General features: G+C 36.0%; 10 protein-coding genes. 8 read left to right on the top strand and 2 right to left on the bottom strand.

Features of this window, described 5'->3' with window-relative positions; translation table 11 throughout:
- Positions 1-117: 117 nt before the first annotated feature.
- Positions 118-2,268, bottom strand: coding sequence for an endo-1,3-alpha-glucanase family glycosylhydrolase (locus LK994_RS10685; RefSeq protein ID WP_229760068.1), 2,151 nt, complete (start codon positions 2,266-2,268; stop codon positions 118-120).
- 651 nt (positions 2,269-2,919) lie between these two features.
- Here LK994_RS10685 and LK994_RS10690 point away from each other — a divergent pair.
- The 7 genes from LK994_RS10690 (at position 2,920) to LK994_RS10720 (ending at position 21,343) form a co-directional block, all read left to right on the top strand.
- Positions 2,920-3,783 (top strand): SdiA-regulated domain-containing protein, encoded by an 864-nt coding sequence (locus LK994_RS10690; RefSeq protein WP_229760069.1) that lies wholly within the window; start codon positions 2,920-2,922, stop codon positions 3,781-3,783.
- The gene (locus LK994_RS10695; RefSeq protein WP_229760070.1) at positions 3,780-7,418 is read left to right on the top strand and encodes a metallophosphoesterase; all 3,639 of its coding nucleotides are present in this window, start codon (positions 3,780-3,782) and stop codon (positions 7,416-7,418) included. Before LK994_RS10690 ends, LK994_RS10695 begins: the two co-directional genes overlap by 4 nt.
- An 8-nt stretch (positions 7,419-7,426) precedes the next feature.
- Entirely contained in the window at positions 7,427-8,650 is a 1,224-nt protein-coding gene (locus LK994_RS10700; RefSeq protein ID WP_229760071.1) for a Pycsar system effector family protein, read from the top strand.
- A 9-nt stretch (positions 8,651-8,659) separates the two neighbouring features.
- Complete coding sequence (ppk1, locus tag LK994_RS10705; protein WP_229760072.1) at positions 8,660-10,708, top strand: polyphosphate kinase 1; 2,049 nt, start codon at positions 8,660-8,662, stop codon at positions 10,706-10,708.
- Positions 10,705-11,781 (top strand): adenylate/guanylate cyclase domain-containing protein, encoded by a 1,077-nt coding sequence (locus LK994_RS10710; RefSeq protein ID WP_229760073.1) that lies wholly within the window; start codon positions 10,705-10,707, stop codon positions 11,779-11,781. Before ppk1 ends, LK994_RS10710 begins: the two co-directional genes overlap by 4 nt.
- Before the next feature lies 1 nt (position 11,782).
- Positions 11,783-12,466: a phosphatase PAP2 family protein gene (locus tag LK994_RS10715; protein WP_229760074.1), complete on the top strand. Its 684-nt coding sequence runs from the start codon at positions 11,783-11,785 to the stop codon at positions 12,464-12,466.
- A 147-nt stretch (positions 12,467-12,613) separates the two neighbouring features.
- Entirely contained in the window at positions 12,614-21,343 is an 8,730-nt protein-coding gene (locus LK994_RS10720) for a glycoside hydrolase family 94 protein (RefSeq protein WP_229760075.1), read from the top strand.
- A gap of 73 nt (positions 21,344-21,416) precedes the next feature.
- Here the strand turns inward: LK994_RS10720 and LK994_RS10725 are convergent, their stop codons facing one another.
- Positions 21,417-23,141, bottom strand: a complete 1,725-nt coding sequence (locus LK994_RS10725) for a T9SS type A sorting domain-containing protein (protein ID WP_229760076.1) — start codon at positions 23,139-23,141, stop codon at positions 21,417-21,419.
- A 331-nt stretch (positions 23,142-23,472) separates the two neighbouring features.
- On the opposite strand from LK994_RS10725, the gene LK994_RS10730 reads away from it, so the two are divergent.
- Positions 23,473-24,123, top strand: coding sequence for a TatD family hydrolase (locus LK994_RS10730; RefSeq protein WP_229760077.1), 651 nt, complete (start codon positions 23,473-23,475; stop codon positions 24,121-24,123).

A 24,123-nucleotide genomic window follows, 5' to 3' on the forward strand; every position in this document is an offset into this window, starting at 1 on the left:
AAAGCAATTATTATCGTTTTGTTTCAATAGACCGGCAATATAATTTAATCTATTAAATTCTAAATTAGTTTCCTGGTACAGCTAGTTCTGAGCTAGCAGTACTTAAATAGTGATCTGTTAATCTTTTATTATCAAACTTTGTGATTGAATATTATCGTGTTTATCTTGTCCTAATACAATGTATACTCCTGCGGCAAATTTTGAGATATTGATCACAACACTATCGTTTGCAACCCTGTCCCTGGTCAATAAGGTTCTTCCGTTAATATCTGTGATGCTCACCCTTCTTAAATCGCTGCCCAGCACAGTTACCATTCTTCTGGCAGGATTTGGAGAAACAGATAAAGAAGACACTCTTACAAGTGAAATGTTTTTTATTTCACTGTAAGAAGTAGCTCCATTAATATCGATGATTTGTAAGCGGTAGTATATCTTATTGCTGCTGATCCCGGATACATTATCAGTAAGTGAATAGTTTTTACTGTTGCTGCTGTTACCACTTGCATTTACCTTGGCAATGGTTGAGAAGGCGAGAGCGGTTCCGGCACTTCGTTGTACATTAAAATAGGCGGTATTTATTTCAGTAGCAGTCTGCCATTGTAGTTGCGCCACATTGTTTTTATTAATTGCTGAAAACTGAGTCAATCGAAGTGGTACTGTGATCGGGGTTGGGTTATATTGGCTGGAAAATATCGGAAAAGTATTTCCAAAAATATCTTTATGAAAATTTGAATATTCTGTGTCAAAAGTATAGGTAAGCTTATCTGTCCTTACTGGATTATTGGTGATCCATTCTGGAGTTTGAAAACTTTTTGTTTTAATTCCATTTCTGTAAATAGCCACATTAACAGCTCCGGGTTGTGATCTGAATCTTTGAGAACTAAGCCCTGCTGGTACATTTACAGTAGAATCATTTACTACTAATTGACCTGAGGCGGGTAAAATAGTAACAACCTCTACAGAATCCTCTGTATTTACATTGGTAGTATTTCCGAGGTTGATGGAAGATACATTATAAGGAGAAGGAACAGCAGTTCTCTTGTACTTCTTGAAAAAAGCAATCGCAACATCTCTGTCTGCGTATGGGGATGGCTGCGCTTTCCACAAACTTTTATAATACTGCAATAAAACGGAGAAACCATAATTGTGATTTATTTCAGGCGCCAGATGATGTCCTTCGGGATAATCATTCCAGGTCACAATATTTATAATAGGTGAATTTTTAGCAACGGCAAATTCCAATTGTTTTCTGAACGTTTGCGATAATCCCATTACCATATGTTTACGTTCTATTTTGCTGGTTCCTGCCGATACAGCACCTGCAACGCTCAAAATATTCCATGTACCGGGCTGCAACACTTTTGAAGTGTAAAAGTCAGGGAATGCAGTAGCTGTATATGTTCTGTTTCTTGTTGAACATTGAGTGGCTACCATTGCGTCCAGATTTGAAGTGGCATAAGCCTGTGTCCACATCCATACTGCAGGAAAATAATCCAGGTAAGCATTTAATGTAGAACTGCTGATATTCTCATTGATAGAATACACACATGCAAATTTTTCTCCAACAGCATTAGCTAGTTTTCTGTAAGCCCTGGCTTCGTAAAATTGTTTTGGATAACCGGCAAGATTAGATGGAATGGTTGCCAATTGTTCTCCGTACCACATGTACACGATCAATCTTCCATCCGGTGTTCTTAACCAATGTGAATTGTTTTTACCTACTACATTCATAATACCATTTATTCTTGAGGCGTAGGTTGCAATCTTCGAATCTTCATTGCCACCTGAAGGATGGGAAAAAGCAAAAGTGAATTTGAAGTCAATGTTTTTGAGGTCGGCCACTCGGAAGTACGCTTTAATGATATTATCCCAACTGGTATTGGTAATAGGGTAATAAAATTGAAATCCGTCAATTCCACACCTTTTGGCTGTTCGCATTTCAAACTCAACGGCCTGATCCAGGGTAGAATCTTTCAGGTATTGGTCGGCCATAACATTAACCTGGGTATAGCCTCCTATAGAAGAAGAAGCATTGTTAGTAGTAGGGTAATAAGTGGCGTTACATCCATCTTCAAAACTATACCCCTGATAGCGGATAATATGCGTCATGCAATGTGCTATGACCAGTTTATTGTTCAACAGCGGTAAACTTAATTCTGGAAGATTTTTAAGCGAATCCTGTGCCTGTAAATTCGTCAGGGAGATTGTTGTAACCAATATTGAAACAAGTAAGAAACTGGTATATTGACGAAGCATCGATCTCTTCATTTTACACATGGCTGCTTTAAATTAAATTTAAAATGAGGCAAGATCTTACAGTTGGATAAATACATTTTCAAGGAAATGAACCATTCTGGACAAAGCACTCAATACTCAAAATTACATAGCTACTATAGCGATACAACTTATATAAACGATGTATAATAATTATTCAGGCAAAAAATAAATAACTAACGTTAAGTATCTGATAATCATTTTATTGTATACAAATTATATAAATTAATATATAAAAGATTTTGCTTGTGGAATTATTCTTTTTTTGATGAATAACAAGGAGTTGGAATCAATACAAACCACTAAATTGGTTTCGGCCATTGGTCTGATTTGTTCATTATTTCTATCGATCATTTATGAATGAGTTTAATTATAGTATTGATTATCTTTTGACCATATAAATTTAAAATGACAGATTATTCTTAAAACTAATGATCTGTTTGGGCTTTCAGAACAAAAGAACTTCTAAGAAATTTACTGTATGCTGTAACATACAGATGAGAGTCAAACATGTGAATAATGTAATTCTTTTAAAAGATTGTGTAACAATCAACGCCTCAATTGAGGGTACTTTTACCGTTAATCCTATACCAATTCTGATCGTTCGGTATAAGCTTCAATCACCTTATTGTAATTACTTAATCTATGTCATTTATCAGGCAATTAAATTATGCCCTTATTCTTGTTTGTTTGCTTTTGTCGTGTAAAACGCAAAAAAAGAAGATCATTCAAGGAGACTCCTCTCGATACGATTTACTCAATCCTGTCATCATAAAATTGCCTGAAGCGCTGGCTGAGATCTCGGGAATTGTTTATAATCCCTCTGATACATCAGTTTTTGCCATAGAAGATGAGGATGGACTTTTTTATAAAATTTATCTCACCAAACAAACTGCAGTTAAAAAATGGCGTTTTGATAAAAAGCATGACTTTGAAGATGTGGTTTTACATGATAGTATTTTTTATGTTTTGATAAGCAATGGAGATGTAGAATCTGTAAGATTTGGAGGAAATGATTCCATTATTACAAACATGTCTAAGTTTCCGGATGCCAGTAAAAAAACGAACGAATTTGAATCCATGTATTATGATGATAGTCTGCGGCAATTGATATTGCTATGCAAGAGTTGCGAAGATGATAATAGTAAGACACTAACTGCCTGGAGTTATGATATCGCCACACAGACCTATACGCCATCAGTTTTTATTATTGACGTTCGGCCCATCGAAGCCAAGACAGGAATTAAAAAATTAAAATTAAGACCTTCAGCGGCTGCGATAAATCCTTTAACTAATGAGCTTTATATTTTGTCTTCCATCAATCATTTAATAATAGTTGCCGACAGAAAAGGTGTGTTCAAGGAACTTTTTGAGCTTGACCCGAAGATATATAAACAGGCGGAGGGGATTGCATTTACACCATCCGGAGAAATGATCATTTCTAATGAATCGCATGAGACAGGTGTTGCGAACATTTTAATCATTAAAAACAAAAAGAAAGTTCTATGAGAAAGACAGGGATAGTTTTATTGACCCTTTTTTTGTTTCAAGCCATTGGACTTGCACAGGATAGTATTCAGGCAAGAATAATTTTGATAGGCGATGCCGGTCAGCTGACCAATGGAAGGCATCCTGTGGTATCAGCTGTGAAAAGGAGTATACAGCTTGATGAAAAAACTACCATTGTTTTTTTAGGAGACAATTTATACAAACCCGGTTTTCCGGATAATAGTTTGCCCAATTTCAGTATGGCAAAAGCTCCATTAGATTCGCAGGTGCAAATTGCCGGTTCAAGCGACGCAAAAGTGTATTTTGTGCCAGGTAATCATGATTGGGCAAATGGCGGTTCTAAAGGATATGAATCAATTTTAAGAGAGCAAGCTTATATTGATTTTTTAGGGAATAAAAACGTAGCAATGTTTCCACGTGACGGTTGTCCCGGCCCTGAAGAGATCAAGATAAATAAAGATATTACATTGGTGACAATGGATAGTCAGTGGTGGTTGCAGTTAAATGATAAACCCGGCATTGAGTCAGATTGTCCCTATAAAACAAAAGCAGAGGTACTTGTTCAGTTAGATGATATACTTTCAAGAAATTCTCAAAAATTAGTAATACTTGCTTTTCATCATACTTTTAGAAGTTATAGTCCACATGGCGGTTATTTTACTATCAAGCAACATATTTTTCCTTTTACAGATGCAATCCCAAAATTATATATTCCTCTGCCTGTATTAGGTTCTGTTTATCCTTTAACCAGGGCGGTATTTGGCACTATTCAAGATCTGAAGCATCCGCTTTATCAGGCTATGATCAATGAAATCGAAAACGTAGTAAAAGGACATCCAAATGTAATTTACGCTTCCGGTCATGATCATTCTTTGCAATTGATACAAGATAGTGGATACAATTATATTGTTAGCGGTAGCGGTAGTAAGAATACACGGGTATCTAAAAATAAAAAGAGTTTATACGCTTCTGCAAAGTCGGGATTTGTCACGCTGGAAATATCAAAAAATAAAAATGTGCAGGCCAATGTTTATCTGGTAGATGGTGATTCTGCAAAGATGGATTACACCAAATTGATTCTTGATTTTTCAAAAATACCATTGCCTGTTGCAGATACAACCCGTGAGGTGGAATATAAATTTAAAGACAGTGTTGTTATTTCTGCCAGTGACAGGTATAAAGCTAAAGTAGGATTCAGAAAAACTTTTTTAGGTGCCAATTATCGCAAAGAGTGGAGTGCTCCTGTTACGTTTAAAGAGTTTAATATTCGTAAAGAAAAAGGGGGACTTACTATAAAAAGTTTAGGAGGTGGTAAACAAACAAAATCATTACGACTGACTGATAAAAATGGGACGGAATGGACATTAAGGTCAGTTGACAAAGACCCAGAAAAAGCATTGCCGACCAATTTAAGGGGTACATTGGCGCACTGGATTGTGCAGGATATGATATCTGCAAGTCATCCGTATGCTCCATTGGTAGTAAGGGAACTAGCAATGGCGGTAAATGTAATTACGCCAGATCCTGAATTCTTTTTTGTACCAGATGATCCTGCATTGGGACAATACAGAGGGATGTTTGCGAATACAGTAGCAATGCTGGAAAACCGGGATCCCGGGGCAGGATTTGTTGATACGAAAAGTACCAATAAAGTAGTGAACAAAATGTTGGAGGATAATGACCATCATATTGATCAGGAAAAAGTACTGAATGCAAGGTTGCTCGATATGTTAGTTGGAGATTTCGACAGACATGCTGATCAGTGGAAATGGGGGACTGCTGACACAGGGCAAGGTAAATTATATTACCCGGTGCCTAAAGACAGAGATCAGGCTTTTTTTAATTCCAACGGTCTATTACTTGGGTACCTATCCAGAAGTCAGATGCCTTTTCTGCAAGGCTTTAAAAAGAAAATCAAAGACATTAATGGCTTTAATTATGTAGCCAGGGATTTTGATCGTTTTTTTATGAATAATCTTGATAAGAACGCATGGGAAAAGATCATTGTAAATTTTCAACATGAACTTACCGATCAGGTTATCGATAATGCGGTGGCTAAATTCCCTACCTCTGTTGCATTGCTCAATGCAGCGAGTATTGCAGAGAAGCTTAAAAGCAGACGAGATGACTTGTTAAAAAGTGCGCTTAAATATTATACATTTATATCAAAGCAAGTGTCCGTAACCGGTAGTAATAAATCAGAATACTTTCATATAAAAAAATCTCCCGATGGTCTGCAACTTACAGTTTATAAAAAATTAACTGATTTGGATTCTGCTTCTGTAATGTACAATAGGGTTTTTGAAGATAATGTTACAAAAGAACTACGGTTGTATGGGTTGAATGATAATGATAAGTTTGAAATAGATGAAGATGTTTCGTCAAAAATAAAAGTGCGAATAATTGGGGGCAGAGGGAATGATACTTTTGATCTTAAAGGGAATGTACAAAACCTTGTGTATGATCTTTCTACAGAAAAAAATGCTGCGATCAATCTGAGAAGGACAAACAAGGAGTTCTCTTCTGATCCGGCAATAAATGAGTATAAGAGTACAGGCTTTCAGTACCCAAAAACAAGTTTTCCGCAAATAGACCTGGGATATAATGACGAAGATAAGATCCTTATTGGTTTTGGTTTTGCCAGGAAAACGTATGGGTTTAGAAAAGTGCCATTTGCTACTGATCAAAAGTTTGTAACGCTATTTGCTCCACATGAAGGAGCTTATCAAATAAGGTATGATGGTGTATTCAATAAAGTGATTTCGAAAGAAGATATTGTTATTCATTCTCAATTGGTAAATCCTACATTAAGTAACTTTTTCGGCTTCGGAAATCAATCTGTGTTTGATAAGAGTAAGCCATTGGAATATTACAGAGTTCGATATAAATATTTTGAAACGGATCTTCTTATCAGGAGGCGATATAATGATATTTTTCAATTTTCAATTGGCCCGAGCTATTATCAATATTGGAGCAAATACGAGGACAATGAAAAACGAATTTTGGCTGATCCTGCTATTATTGGCAGCGACTCTGTAAGTATTTATGGGGTAAAACAATTTTTGGGAGGAAAAGTAAAGCTTGATATTAGTTATCTCAATAGCGAAATTTTTCCTACACGTGGCATTACCTGGTTTACGGAATTCTCTTCCTTACGAGGACTAAATAAAAATGCTCATGCCCTTACTAAAATAACTTCCGATATGACGATTTATGCCAGTATTAAAGATCCGGGAAGAGTAGGAGCTGTTTTACGTTTTGGTGGCGGCCACATATTCAGTAAACAATATGAATATTTTCAGGCGTTAAATATGGGAGCAAATAATTTTTTAAGAGGATATAGAAAAGGAAGGTTCTCTGGGTCGTCGATTGCTTATGCAAGTACAGAACTAAGATTGAAATTATTTAAATCACAATCCTATCTGCTTCCGGGTGATGTAGGAATGATGGGCTTCTATGATCTGGGAAAAGTTTGGCAAAAGGGAGAAACATCTAAAAAATGGCATGCAGCTTATGGAACTGGGTTGTATTATATTCCTTATAGTTTAATAATGGTGTCGCTGACTTTAGGATTTTCGCCGGAGGATAAGTTGTTTAATTTTTCTCTTGGTACAAAATTTAAATTGATCTTTTAAAACAGTATATGCATTCAAATAATTTTTACAAAAAGACAGAAGATCATGTTGTAAATCTGTTTAATGAGAATCACAAACCTGGATTGGTTTTTCACAATTTGGAACACACCAGGACAGTGGTTGAGAGGGTTAAAGAAATAGCAGGTCATTATTATATAAGTGAAAATGATATGCTTGCTGTTTATGTAGCAGCATGGTTTCATGATACTGGATATTTATTTACTGAAGCAGAACATCATGAAGAAAAAGGAGTGGAGTTGATGAAAGATTTCATGAAAGAATTTTCACAGGATCAAAAATTAATTCATACGATAGAAGGTTGTATCATGGCTACTCGTTCGCATAGTAATCACGAAGGGTTATTGCAGGAGATAATTGGAGATGCAGATACCTATCATTTCGGAACAAAAGAGTTTAAAGTTACCAATAAAATGGTTTTTGACGAGTATAATCATCAAGGAACAGTGGTAACAGAAAATGAATGGATAGTTAAAACATTGGGATTACTGGGAGAACACCGGTTTTATACGAAATACTGTAAAGATCTCCTGAATTCCGGAAAACGAAAAAATATGAAAAAGTTAAATAAAAAATTAAAAGACACCAATGAAGTAGATGAAGCTTTGAGCCTAACTGTTATGGAAGAAGATAAGACAGGTATGATGTCAAAAGGTATTCAGACTATGCTACGTATGACTTCAGGAAATCATCTTCGTTTGAGTGATATGGCTGATAGTAAGGCAAATATTCTTATTTCGGTAAATGCGATAATTATATCAGTTATTTTAAGTGTGTTGTTACGGAAATTAGAGGAGGTTCCTTATTTAGTCATACCTACAGTTATTTTTCTGCTTGTGGCGGTAACAACTATTGTTATTTCTATTATTGCTACTCGACCAAAAGTGAGCGGAGGTGTCTTCACAAGACAAGACATATTGGATAAGAAAACCAATCTGTTGTTTTTTGGGAATTTTTATAAGACATCTTACGAAGAGTATGATGTAGCGATGAGGGAGATGATGAAGGATACAGATTATCTGTATGGATCATTAATAAAAGACATATATACATTGGGGACAGTTTTGGGCAGAAAGTATAAACAGATCCGGCTTGCGTATAATATTTTCATGGTGGGGATAATTGTTTCAGTTTTAGCATTTGGAATAGCCTATTTCTTTTTTCATTCAACGGGTTCTGCCGCAATCACTACAGCCACGGGTTCTCCTTTTTAATATATTTATATGCTACACAATAGGGATCTGAGTTGGTTAGGATTTAACTACAGCGTGTTAAAAGAGGCTGGGGATAAGTCTGTGCCGCTGTATGAAAGAATAAAATATCTTTCTATATTCTCCAGTAATCTGGACGAGTTTTTTAGGGTAAGATACCCGTCTATCGTTGCATTGTCAAGACTAAAAGAAAAGATAAAGAAAAAAGCCGGTATTGAAGTGTCTGATAATATTTCAGAAAAAATACAACATGAGATAAATGGGCAACTCAAGTATTTTGGTGCAGTTCTTACAAAAGAGATCATTCCTGAATTAAAAAATAATGGGATAGTTTTTTATTATAATTCTTTAATAAGATCTGAGCATGTGACTGAAATGAAAGAAATATTTCTATCCAATATCCTGTCATTTATCCAGCCGGTATTGTTGGAAGGTAATGGGACTGATACATTTTTGCCCGAGAATAATCAGCTTTATTTCATCGTTATATTAAAAGAACTTAAGGAGGATGCACTCAAACATGCGATCGTGAATATTCCTTCTGATAAATTAAAAAGATTTTTTTTATTAACAAAAATAGATGACGAAGCGTATACAGTTTTTATAGACGATATCGTAAGAGCAAATCTTTTTATTGTTTTCCCTAAACACAAAATTCAAAGTGTATATAGCATTAAGTTTAACAGAGATGCAGAATTAGACCTGCAGGAAGAATATAGTGGTAATCTTCTTAACAAAATTGAAAAGCAATTAAAAAAAAGAGAAGTAGGATTGCCTTCACGGTTTCTATATGAAAATACAATGCCTCGTAATTTGCAATTGTTTTTAGCAGCGGCATTCTCTGTAAAGTATGAAGATATGTTCGAAGGAGGAAGGTATCATCATCTAAGCGATCTTTCTTCTTTTCCTTCGTATGATAAAAAATTACATTTTGAAGCATTCACTCCGCTTTCACCATCTGATGTTACTGACACTGCGGATATATTCCGTGTACTTCATAGTAAAGATATACTGCTTCATTTGCCATATCAGTCATACAATTCTGTATTATCTTTTTTTAATCAGGCTGCGGTTGATGCAGATGTTACTGATATCTATGTCACACTATACAGATTAGCGTCAGCGTCTCATATAGTCAATGCCTTGATCAGCGCTGCAAAGAATGGTAAGAATGTGGTTGTTTTTATTGAATTGAAAGCCAGGTTTGATGAGGCCAATAATATTAAATGGAGTAGAGTTATGAAAGAAGCAGGTGTAAGGTTAGTGTATAGTATGCCACAAATAAAAGTGCATTCAAAAACAGCACTTATAAAAAAAATGGTTGGGGGTAGAGAAGTGTGTTATGCTATTGTTAGTACAGGGAATTTTAATGAAGTAACGGCGAAGTTCTATACCGATCATGTATTGATGACAGCAGATAAGATCATTATTAATGAGATCAAATTGCTATTTGTTTTTTTGGAAAAAGGATACAAAGCGATTGGAGATATCAAAATAAAATTTAGAGAGTTGCTGGTATCGCAGTTTAATATGGTAGAAGACTTGAGTAAATATATTGGCAGAGAGATTAAAAAAGCAAAAAGGGGGGAGCCGGCGAGAATAAGAATAAAAGTAAATAATCTGGAAGAACCGCATGTGATTAGTTTATTATATAAAGCAAGTGAGTTTGGCGTTAAGATTGAGCTTATAGTAAGAAGTGTTTGTTGTATAGTTCCCGGGGTAGATAATTTAAGTACAAATATAAAAGTGCGTCGAATCGTTGATCGTTTTCTGGAGCATAGTCGTCTATTTATTTTTGGTACAGATGAAGAAGCAACGGTCTTTATGGGGTCGGCAGATCTGATGATAAGAAATCTGCATCACAGGATTGAAGTGTGTGTGCCAGTAAAAGATAGTAGTTGCAAAAAAGAGTTATTGGATTATTTTGACATGCAGTGGTCAGATAACTCTAAGTCGGTAGAGCTTTTGTCGGACTATACGTCTATACCAATTATTGACATTAGTCATAATAAAATAAATGCACAGAAAGGAATCTACGAATATCTGAAAATCAAAGCATGAAATCTTTATCCTCATCATATTCAGTATTCTCGGTCGTAGGTAAATATCGAATGCGTTCAATTTTATACATTGCTGTATTTTGGACGTTGATTGATATTGTTGTAACGATATTAGTTAAAAATGAATATGACACTGATCCATTCAAATCTTTTTTGTTAAGAGAGATAGCCGTTTTCATGATGAGCTGCGTAATGGGATATTTGTTTGTATTTACACTAAAAAATGTATTTCGTAAAAAATCACTCGTTGTTAATTTTATTTTTAAGAGTATCATCTTGTTGGCTGCTGCTTTCGCAATGAATTTTCTTATACACTTTATCGATACTGTTTTTATTATTCGAAAAGATACTGTAGAAGCTATTATCTCTTTTTTTTATGAAATGCTTCAAACAAGACTTCTTATCCAGCATATACTTTATTGGCTTATTCTTTTTACAATAACTCAATTATATATTGAGATCAATGAAAAGTATTCTCCAGGGGTGTTTATAGATATTATCATAGGCAAATACATACAGCCAAAAATAGAGAAACGTATTATCATGTTTATCGATCTTAAAGATTCTACTCCTATAGCAGAGAAATTGGGACATGTAGAGAATTTTAAATTCATTCGTGATTTTATTTTTCATGTTTCGATGGCATTGATAGAACATGACGGAAGGATATATCAGTATGTAGGAGATGAGGTTGTAGTGTCGTGGCTTTTTGAAAAAAAAAATACGGTGAAGTGTATGAATGCGATCATTGAAGCTCGTAAAAATCTTCAACGGAATGGCGCCCAATTCCGAAGAAGTTATGACATTATTCCTGAATTCAGGGTTGGGATTCATGTAGGCGATGTTACCGTTGGGGAAATAGGGGTTATAAAGAGGGATCTGGCAATGAGTGGAGATACGATGAATACGGCTGCAAGGATACGGAGTGCCTGTAATGAACTTAATCAGAAATTCATTATGTCTAAAGACTTTGTGGATTCGAGTGATCTTAAAGAGTGGCAGGGGGAGAGTCTTGGAATTATAGATCTTAAAGGGAAGGCGAGTGGTATTGAATTATTTTCTCTAAAAATTTGAGATGGAGATAAATAGAGATAAGGAACTGCAAAAAACAGCGGCTGTTTTTTCTCTGCAACTTTTTATTACTTCGGTAGCAATATTTATTTCTTTGTGTTTATTGATCGTTTTGATCAGACAAATATTTTACTATAAAGAAGAGACAATCGATCATCGGGTTTTTGAACTTTTGGCTCCATATAGAACAGGTAGAAATACCATTATTATGGAGGGGGCTACTCTTTTGGGCTCTCATAAATTCCTTATTCCTGCCTGGTTATTATTGTTTGCTCGGTCTTTTTTCTTTGATAAGAATAAATGGATTTTTATAAAAGCATTAGTAATTGCAGTCGGCAGTTTGTGTATAATGTTTGGTCTGAAATATTTCTTTAAACGACCTCGTCCGCTTATTCCACTCCTGCATCAGGTACAAGGGTTAAGTTTCCCCAGCGGTCATGCATTTATGGGACTCGTGTTTTTTGGTTTTCTTATTTGTTTGATCAATCATGAAGTCGCTAATAAAAAATTGAAGTGGGTACTGATTATATTATTGGTTGTGTTGATATTGATCATTGGATTGAGTAGGGTATACCTGGGAGTACATTATGCCAGTGATGTAATAGCAGGGTATTGTTTTGGGGTGTTGACGTTTTTGCTTTTACAATGGTTGTTGGCTCGGATAGAAAAGTATAGTAAACTGAGATAATTAATATTGTAAATAACATTTTAAAAAATATATTTTCTGTGTTTTTTATTCTTTCTAATCACAAGGATATAAAAATTTTACGGGTGGAAGCATTTTGAAAATGCGGAACTGTTTTTGTACTTATAGTTCAAAATAATGTAGCCATAGATGGGATACCAAAGAAAAAAGGAGAAAAAAAATATATTTGAAAAGCTTTCTCAGGCAATTGCAAAACTTAAGAAAGATTTCAAGCTTCCATTTCTGGGGAATAACTGGAATGATCGGTATGCAAATGAAAGGCCTCCCTTGAGAGAAGAGTTGTTTTCGGAAGAACAGCTTGAAAACTATGCCAAGGTACTTGCGAAAACTCATACAGCTGTTTATGAGCGCACTTCTGAGAGCTTATTGAAAAGATTATCTGAGAATGAAAAGGTATTACTTGAAGTACATCAGCTCCTTACAGAATCAGTTAAGGAGAATAAAAGAATCGTGCCTGCGGGAGAATGGTTGTTAGATAATTTCTATCTCATAGAAGAACAGATATACACAGCTGAGAAACATTTGCCAAAAGGATACAGTAAGGTTTTGCCCAGGCTTTCAAAAGGGCAATCAGCCAACCTGCCCCGTGTTTATGATGTGGCTGTGGAAATTATTTCCCATACAGATGGAAGGATCGATTTAAAAAGCTTACTAAGTTTTATAAAGGCTTATCAAACGGAAGTTACTTTAAAGCTGGGAGAGCTGTGGGCAATTCCTATTATGTTACGTCTGGCATTATTAGAAAATTTGAGACGTCTTGCTATACAGATAGCTATCGATATTCGAAATAAAGATCTGGCATCTTCCTGGGCAGATAAAATGACAGAGATAGCAGAGGTTGATTCAAAAAATCTGGTTTTGATCATTGCAGATATGGTAAGATCAGATCCTCCTATTGTTAGTTCTTTCGTTGCCGAACTAACTAAAAGATTGCAGGAAAAAGGGACGTTGTTGATGTTGCCACTGAGTTGGATTGAACAACGATTATCAGAAAATGCAACCACGAGCAGTGAATTGATTCATCAGGAAAATCAGAAGCAGGCAGCAGATCAGGTCTCGATCAGTAATAGTATTAATAGTCTTCGTTTTTTAGGTGCTAACGATTGGCGGGAGTTCGTTGAAAATACCAGTGCCATAGAGCAAATATTGCGGCAAGACAATAATGGTGTTTATGGTAATATGGATTTTTACACTCGTGATAACTATCGTCATGTAATTGAAAAAATTGCCAGAGGTACTGATATGTCTGAAGAAGCAGTTGCTTTAACCGTAATTCAACTGACGCAGGCAAATGCACAACATGGTAAAGCAAATGATCGTACAGCACATGTTGGATATTATCTTATTGGGAAAGGCTTACTTCTTCTCGAAAAGATGGTGAAATTCAAAGGGTCAATAATAGAGTATTTCCGAAAAGCTTTCAACAAACGACCGCTTACTTTTTATGCAGGAACAATCATTCTTTTTTCTTTTATAATAAGTGGGCTTTTGATAGCTAAGGCTTATGCAGAAGGACTGGGCAATTGGATACTGTTAGCAGTATTAGGGGTTACTTCAGTAATAGCGATCAGTCAACTGGTAATATCATTATTGAATCGTTTTATAACGATGTTTGTACCACCTGTTTTATTGCCACGAATGGATTTCTCCAGGGGAATCCCGGAACAATATCGTACACTTGTTGTAATCCCCGTTATATTAAATCATATATCTGAAATTGAAGAATTGATTGAAGGGCTTGAGATACGTTTTCTTGCTAATAGAAATAAAAATTTGCATTTTGGTTTATTAACAGATTTTAAAGATGCAGCATCTGAGGTACTGCCGGAAGATGCAGCATTTGTAAAGTTGGCAACAGAGAGGATCATTGAATTAAATAAAAAATACGGTAGTAATAATAATGATCTGTTTTTCCTTTTCCATAGACCACGCCGATGGAATGCAAGCGAGAAAGTATGGATGGGGTATGAGCGAAAACGAGGTAAGCTGGCAGAGCTTAATTCTTTATTACGTGGTAAATGTCACGATAGATTTTCTGTCGTAGTTGGTGACGAAACAATATTTCCTTATGTCAAATACGTGATCACACTTGATGCAGACACTCAATTACCCAGAGATGCCGCATGGAAAATGATTGGTACGATTGCTCATCCATTTAATCAGGCGGTATTTTCTGAAGATTCGCAAACTGTTATTGAAGGGTATGCTATTCTTCAGCCTAAAGTTTCTGATAGTTTACATGCGATCAATAGCTCAATATACGCAAGGTTATATCAGAATGAAACAGGATTAGATCCTTATACTAAAGCTGTGTCAGATATTTATCAGGATCTTTTTGGTGAGGGGTCATTCATTGGTAAGGGGATTTATGACGTGGATATATTTGAAAAGATTTTAGGCACGAGGTTTCCCGAAAATCGTATACTAAGCCATGATCTTTTAGAAGGTTGTCATGTTCGTTCGGGATTGATCAGTGATGTACAACTTTATGAAGAGTATCCTTCCCGGTATCTTGTTGATATGAAACGCCGACATCGCTGGATAAGAGGCGATTGGCAAATAGCAAGTTGGTTTCATGCTTATGTACCCACTGCAAAAAAATATTTTTATCAAAAAAATCCGCTTTCGTTATTATCACGCTGGAAAATATTTGACAACATACGTCGTAGTTTAGTCCCTCTATCATTATTACTATTGTTGTTTTTTGGCTGGCTTATATCTGCTGATCCTTTCTTCTGGACTTTGTCTGTTGTGAGTATCATGGTATTACCATCGCTGGTCAGTTTGTGTAGTGAACTGATCAAAAAACCGGGAGATGTCCTTTTTTGGCCACATATCTTATTTTCATTTAAATCAGCCGGGAATCATTTTTTTCAGCATGTATTCGAATTTATTTGTTTGCCTTTTGAAGTATATTTTAATCTAGATGCGATCATCCGAACCAACTGGCGTATGTCTGTTACACAAAAGAAAATGCTTGAATGGAATCCTTCCGGTAACGCACTGAGAAATAATAATCAAAATATTCCTGAGACATATAAGATAATGTGGTTCCCTGTTTTCTTATCAATCGTGCTATTTACTTATTTAATGCTTTTTTCTACAGAGGTACTTTTTGTTGTAATGCCAATTTTGATACTTTGGGCTTTATCACCTTTTGTTTCATGGAAAATAAGTACACCACTTGTAAAACATAAAGCCGAACTGACTATAGAGCAAAAAAAACAGCTACGAAAATTAGCAAGAAGAATATGGGGCTTTTTTCAAAATTTTGTTGGAGAAAAAGACAATTGGTTGCCACCTGATAATTACCAGGAAGAGCCAGTAGGAAGAATTGCTCATCGTACATCACCTACTAATATTGGTCTGCTTTTGCTATCCAATCTTTCTGCATTTAAATTCGGATATGTTACTATACAGGATTTCATTCATCTTACAAACAATACGATCGCTACCATGCTAAAGATGGAGCGTTATAAAGGCCACTTATATAATTGGTATGACACGGAAACATTGCAGCCATTAAATCCAAGATATATTTCTACAGTTGATAGCGGAAATTTGGCGGGATATTTAATGGTATTGAAACAAGGGCTTATTGCACTACCTGAAAATGCGATTTTTTCTGAAAAATTATTTGATGGCTTATTAGATAGCGTGAGCGTTTATCGGGAAAAAATTACTGACAATGCTTCTCTCAAACAATATGAGAATGAACTAATAAATATTTGTAAAACAGGTTTTACAAATATTGCTGACATTAAAAAATATGTTGATACAGCAACAGTTTCTTTTGAAAAAATCCTGAATACATCAGCTGATGACCCTGCGAATAATTCTCATTGGTGGGGGCAGTGTATACTAAAACAATTAAAAGATATAAGTTACGATCTTAATGCATTTGCTCCCTGGCTTGCATTTCCAGCTCCGGGGCCAGCGTTTAACAAGATCATTGCCGCATTGTCTCACAATATAACATTACAGGATCTTGTAAGATCTGAAACGAATACATTATTACTAATCGATAGTTATTATTTACAAGATAATACCAAAGAAGAAAATGAGTGGCTTGGTATAATCAAGGCAGGATATATAGCATCAATTGATCAGGCGAAAAACCTGATGGGGATTATAGAAGATCTGATAGAAGATTGCGAAGTTCTTTCAGATATGGAATTTGATTTTCTATACGATAGAACACAGCATTTATTGTCAATAGGATTTAATATTGATGAACATAAACGAGATCATGGATTTTATGATCTTCTTGCGTCAGAGGCAAGGTTGTCAACTTTTGTAGGGATAGCACAAGGTAAATTACCACAGGATAGCTGGTTTGCATTAGGACGACAAATCACAAACCTTGGAGTAAAAGGAGTCTTGCTTTCATGGAGTGGTTCTATGTTCGAATATCTGATGCCTTCATTGATCATGCCTGCTTATGAAAATACTCTGCTTGAAGAAACCAATAAGGCGATCATACAAAAGCAAATTGAATATGGAGAAAAGCACGGAGTGCCATGGGGTATTTCTGAGTCGGGCTATAATTTAGTAGATGCTAATCTTAATTATCAATATCGTGCATTCGGAGTTCCAGGCCTAGGGTTTAAACGTGGATTGGGAGAAGATCTTGTGGTTTCACCATATTCTTCTATAATGTCGTTGATGATAGATGTTAAAAGTAGTTATCAAAATTTCGAGAAATTGAAAGAAGCTGGATTAGAGGGTAGGTTTGGTTTTTATGAAGCAATCGACTACACTGCATCCCGATTGCCAAGAGGTAAGTCTGGAGCAGTGATAAAATCTTTTATGGCGCATCACCAAGGGATGAGTCTTTTGTCATTGGCTTTTGTTTTACTTGATCAACCATTACAAAAATTATTCGAGTCTGAGATAAGGTTTAAAGCAACATTGTTGTTGTTGCAGGAAAGGGTTCCGAGAATTTCAACATTCTATTCACCGAGTGTTCATATCGCAGATACAGGAGGTCTACCATCTACTGATGAAGTCCCTATCCGTGTTATCAATACACCAGATACAGTTATTCCTGAAGTACAATTGTTGTCAAATGGCAGGTACCATACTGTTGTAACCAATGCAGGGGGAGGATATAGTCGTTGGAAAGATATTGCGATTACACGTTGGCGTGAAGATACGACCTGTGACAACTGGGGGGCATTTTGTTTTATACATGATCTTGATAATGATTCAGTTTGGTCTACTGCTTTTCAACCAACTTTAACAGCCGGAGAAAATTATGAAGCTGTTTTTTCTCAGGGAAGAGCAGAGTTTCGTCGTCGGGATATGTCATTAGAAACACATACAGAGATTGTTGTGTCGCCTGAAGATGATATTGAATTACGACGCATACATATTACCAATCGGTCACGTAAAAGACGAAATATTGAGATCACCAGCTACGCAGAGGTTGTATTAACTTCTGCTGTTGCAGATGAGATACATCCGGCATTCAGTAATCTTTTTGTTCAAACAGAAATTAATCAGCAGCGGCATGCGATCGTTTGTACTAGAAGACCTCGTTCAGATGAAGAGCACATGCCATACATGTTTCATTTGATGAAAGTACATGATGCAGAAGTGCAGCAGGTTTCTTACGAAACAGACCGGGCTAAGTTTATTGGTCGTGGAAATACGATAAATGAACCGGCAGCAATGAAAAAGAATGGAGCGTTGTCAAATACTGAAGGAGCTGTGTTAGATCCTATCATTTCTATACGCTACAAAATTGTTCTGGAACCATATGAAGTGACCACGATCGATCTGATAAATGGCATAGCAGAAAATAAAGAGATATGTAATGGGTTAATAGAAAAATACCAGGATCAGAATCTCACAAACCGAGTATTGGAACTGGCATGGACACATAGCCAGGTCATTCTGCGGCAAATTAATGCAATGGAATCTGACGCACAATTATATTGTCGTTTAGCAAGTTCTATTGTCTTTTCTAATTCATTATTACGAGCCGATCCGGCAGTTATTATAAAAAATCACAGAACGCAATCTGGCTTATGGGGGTATTCTGTTTCCGGCGATCTGCCAATAGTATTGGTACAGATAGAAGATGCTGCTAATGTTGATCTTGTAAAACAAATGGTGCAGGCTCATACTTACTGGCGACTAAAAGGTTTGATGGTAGATCTGGTAATTTGGAATGAAGACAGGGGAGGATATCGTCAGGTATTGCAAAATCAAATTCTGGGATTTGTAGCTCCCGGTTTTGGCGCCGACATTAAAGAACAGCCTGGTGGGATTTTCATAAGGTCTGCTGATCAGATATCCAATGAGGATCGTATTTTATTTCAAACGGTATCACATATTGTGATATCAGATACGCTTGGTTCTCTGGAAGAGCAAATGAATAGTCGAACAAAACTGAAAGGAGCTATTCCTTATTTTAATCCGGCTAATAATTATGCAGAAGTTTTTACATCTGTTGAACCTAAAACAGACTTGCAGTTTTTCAATGGTACAGGAGGGTTTTCCAAAGACGGTTCTGAGTATGTGATCACTACCACATCATTGCAACAGACTCCGGCTCCATGGGTAAATGTGTTGGCTAATAAACACTTTGGTAGTATTATCTCTGAAAATGGACAATCATATACATGGGTTGAAAATGCGCATGAATTAAGACTCACTCCATGGAATAATGATGCAGTAGGTGACCTGAAAGGAGAAGCGTTTTATTTAAGAGATGAAGAAAGTGGAAAATATTGGTCGCCAACCTCATTGCCCAGCAGGGGGAAATCCCCTTACATAACCAGGCATGGGTTTGGTTATAGTATTTTTGAACATAGTGAAGATGGGGTCTATTCTGAAATGTGCGTTTATGTCGATATTGAAGCCAGCATTAAATTTATTCGACTGAGAGTAAAAAATAATTCTGATAGAAAAAGATTTTTATCTGCAACTGGGTATGTTGAATGGGTTTTAGGTGATATGCGAAGAAAAACTACTATGCATATCGTAACAGGAATTGATGTAGACAGTGGAGCGATCTTTGCAAAAAATGCATACAATGCAGAACTTGAAAATCGGGTTGCATTTTTTGATGTGGATGATACGGTAAAAACTTATACGACCGATCGTGCAGAATTTATCGGTCGTAATAAAACGATCAATAATCCTGATGCCATGATCAGAACTCGTTTGTCTGGAAAAAAAGGAGCAGCAATCGATCCTTGCGGTGCCATACAGGTGCAGTTCAATCTTACAGAAAATGAAGAGAGAGAAGTGATCTTTAGGCTTGGCGTAGGTAGAGATGCAGATGATGCAAGTATTATGGCTCGTCAATTTAAGGGTGGTGCAGCGGCAAATACGGCCTTAGAAAAAGTAAGAAATTATTGGAGGAAAACGGTTGGGGCCGTACAGATAGAGACCCCTGATGCAGCAATCAATATTATCACTAATGGTTGGCTTAATTATCAAACGATTGCTTCCAGGATATGGGCCAGAAGTGGATTCTATCAATCCGGAGGCGCTTATGGATTCAGAGATCAGCTGCAAGATGTATTGTCATTGTTACATACACAACCACTATTGGCACGTTCACAAATTTTATTATGTGCATCACGACAATTTAAGGAAGGGGATGTGCAACATTGGTGGCATCCGCCAATGGGAAGAGGGGTTCGTACTACTTGTTCAGATGATTATCTGTGGCTGCCATTTGTAACATCCCGATACCTTAAAATTACAGGCGATATAACTGTTCTTGATGAACAGATACATTTTATTGAAGGAAGAGGGCTTAATGTTGCAGAAGAATCTTATTATGATCTTCCTTTACAATCAGATAATATTGCAAGTTTGTATCAACATTGTGTAAAGGCCATCGAACGTGGATTGAATTTCGGTGAACATGGATTACCATTTATTGGTTCGGGAGATTGGAATGACGGGATGGATAAGGTGGGCAATCATGGAAAGGGGGAAAGTGTCTGGCTGGCTTTTTTTCTGTATGATATCTTAAATCGTTTTAGCGAAGTGGCGCAAATCAAAAATGACCTTCTTTTTGTAGATAAATGTAAACTACATGCAGATCAGTTGTATAACAATATAAGTAAAAATGCCTGGGATGGGGAATGGTATAGAAGAGCTTATTTTGATAATGGTTCTCCATTGGGATCAGCAATGAATGATGAATGTAAGATTGATTCAATAGCACAGAGTTGGTCTGTATTATCTAAAGGCGCAGACATTCAACACACAACAATAGCGATGGCATCTGCAAATAAATATTTGGTTCGTGAAGAAGAGAATATTGTACAACTGTTTGATCCTCCCTTTGATCAATCATCTATGAACCCTGGTTATATAAAGGGGTATGTGCCAGGAGTAAGAGAGAATGGCGGACAGTATACACATGCGGCTATATGGTTGGCGATGGCATTTGCAGAGTTAGGGGATAAAAAAAAGGCGTGGCAATTATTGCAAATGATCAATCCTGTAAATCATGGCGATGATGCACAGAAAATAGCGGTGTATAAAGTAGAGCCATATGTCATGTCGGCAGATATTTATGCTCAATCATTACATCTTGGCCGTGGGGGTTGGACATGGTATACAGGCTCGGCAGGTTGGATGTATCAATTTATTATAGAGTCATTTATCGGTCTTAAAAAGATCGGTAATAAATTAATGTTTACACCTTGTGTTCCTGTTGAATGGAAGTCGCTGAAAATAGATTATCGTTATCAGGATACGCTCTATCATATAACATATAATCAAATGGGCAGTGAAGTGATAAAACTTTTTCTGGATGAAGTAGAGCAACTGGATCATATTGTCCTTGTTGATAATAATAATGAACATCACATAAGTGTAATGTTTTAATACAGATTTATCAGTGTAAAAAAAGTACCACATTTCAATAATGTGGTACTTGTCTGATAGAACATTTCTGCGGTTATTTTTTTATCACTGTAAATTTAGATTGAAGCACTTTACCATTTCTATCAACAGTTTTAATAATATAAGTGCCGGGAGAAAAATTACTTACATCAAATGTTGTAGAATTTGTTACAACTTTAATATTACTAACAATCACTTTTCCAGTTAAGCTGTATATACTAATTGTTTGATTGTTGTCAGGCACATTGAGTATTTCAATCGTAATGGATTGACGGGCAGGGGTAGGAAATACATCCAATCCTGTATTTTTTTCAGTAAAATACACTGCAACAATTTCTGAATTATTAGTTCTGTTATCTGTGCTTACTTCTCTTAAACGATAGTAATTATATCCTTTTACAGGAGTTATGTCCTTATATGAATAAGTTGTTGTAGCTGCACTTATTCCTTTTGCCGGCACTCTTGCCATGTCGGTAAAACTGACCCCATCCAAAGATCTTTCAATAACAAATTCTTTTGAATTTAATTCAGTGCTTGTGCTCCAGTTCAATTGAGCCTGTTGATTACTTAATTTTTTTACATTAAAGAATTCAAGTTTTACAGGTAACGGCCCACATTCTTCTCCAACACATGGATACAACGGACAGTTGCCATATGCTGCCGGTGTCATAAATGCATTCAGATACATTCTCTGACCATTTATGTCTTCATCTTTAGTGCCGCTAAATGTGTGATTGCCGAGATAAAATATTAATCCTCCCTTACCTGTTTTGTGTTTAGTTACAGTTGCGCCAAATATAGAGTCTGTTGCAGGAGTATTGCCTACAATGATCGGATAAAAATTATTAATGGCATTACTGCCCGGAAGACGTTGCCAGGTTTGAAGATATCCTGTTTGATTAGGGATAAAAATACCATCAAATTGTGCATAAGAAAGATCAGGGTTGGCATAATTTACGGCATTGTCCGGAATACCAATTGTATTCTTTGTAATACCTCCGGAAGATTGTACCTGACGGGAATCTTCATAAGTATCCACTGCATGGCATTGTGCTAAAAAATTTCCTCCACGTTGAACAAAGTCTGTCAGAGAATCAACAATTCTGCCGATCGGATAGCCATTTGTGCCATCATTGTGTGGTTCAGAGGCAAATGTATAACAACCGTTGTATAAGTTAACGGCAGAATCAAGCACAGCATAATTTGTTGATGGGATAGAAGCTGTAACCATGTAAGCAAGCTGAAGTTTTCCATTTCCTCCATCATCTAAAATTGCGGCTTTGGGTTTAACACCAAACAGGTCATACCGCACATTAACGTTAACAGGATTGATCGTTCTGTAAACATTTACTTTGTTGCTTGCCGACATTGAGTTATTGAATACATTAATGAAAACTCTGGCTAAAGCTGTGTCAGGAGGGAAGATAACGAAAGGGCCTGCTTTAAAATCTTTTGCTACACTACCGGCAATAACAAAAGAAGGCGCAACCCTTTCTGCAAGTACAGAAAAATCAACGCCGTCTTTAACCTTTCCTGAGTCAATGATCCAGCGTAACCTAATCCCTCCATTTTGCAAATTTACCAATAGTCCGTAAGCCTTTAAATTAAAGTATCCCGGGTTTGCCTGATATGTTTTGTCCATTGGAATGATGAAAGAGCCCGCCGGCATAACTTTGATATTCTTATTAGGGTTGGGTAAGTCGTTATTTTGAGCCTTGCATGGAAATAGAGCCAATGCAAGAAAGATCAACATAAAAGTTGAGTGTATAAACGTTTTCATGATAATTAGTTTTAAAAGGTGTATGGCCTTTGTGAGGAAGAGGAATTAATTGATCGGTCTTCAATTAAAACTGTCAGGTATTGGATTACTGAGTAGTAAAAGTATTCTCAATACAACGTATGCGGAAGTGCTTTTGCCTTATGAAGTTAAGGTGATTTTTTATGGAATACAAGGAAGAAAAATATGATTTTTGTTAGTTTTTTATGTGTTGCATTTTGATGAAAATATAGCTGTATCAGCGCTTTTGAAGCTTTTATATTGCTATTTTTTTTCTCTTGTTCTTAATTCATTTATTTTTCTCACTTTTACGATTCATATAAATTATGTCATATTGCTGATCAATATACACTCACATCATTCTTCTGTTTCAGATGAATGGACAATAAAGAATTTGCACAATAATTTTGCTTTTGTGGCTACTGAGGGATACTTTTCTATAGGGCTGCATCCTTGGTATTTGCAGAAAGATACCTTTGATAAGGAAATTACGTCGTTGATAAAATGGAGTAGTCAAAAATCTGTTTTAGCTATAGGCGAATGTGGATTAGATAAAATATGTAGTACTGATTTTTTGTTTCAAAAAAAAGTATTTACAGCACAAATATTGCTTGCAAATAAGATCAACAAACCTATAATTATTCATTGTGTAAGAGCCTACGATGAAGTGCTTGAACTTTTACAACAGAATAATAATCATGTGCCGGTTATTTTTCATGGATTTAATAAAAATAAAGAACTAGCTGAAAAGCTTATTGATAAAGGGTACTATTTGTCTTTTGGTAAAGCGCTGATGCAAACAAGAGTGCAGGAGCTTCTGGTATCACTTCCACTACAACAGGTTTTTTTTGAAACGGATGATTTTGATTCAGGTATAGATGTGGTTTATTCAATAGCAGCCACTGCTTTAAAAATTGATACTTTTTCACTTAGTTTGCAAATTCAAAAAAATGTTGCCAAAGTTTTTGGTGACGATCTATTTTAA

This window comes from Ferruginibacter lapsinanis, assembly GCF_020783315.1.
GTDB lineage: Bacteria > Bacteroidota > Bacteroidia > Chitinophagales > Chitinophagaceae > Ferruginibacter > Ferruginibacter lapsinanis.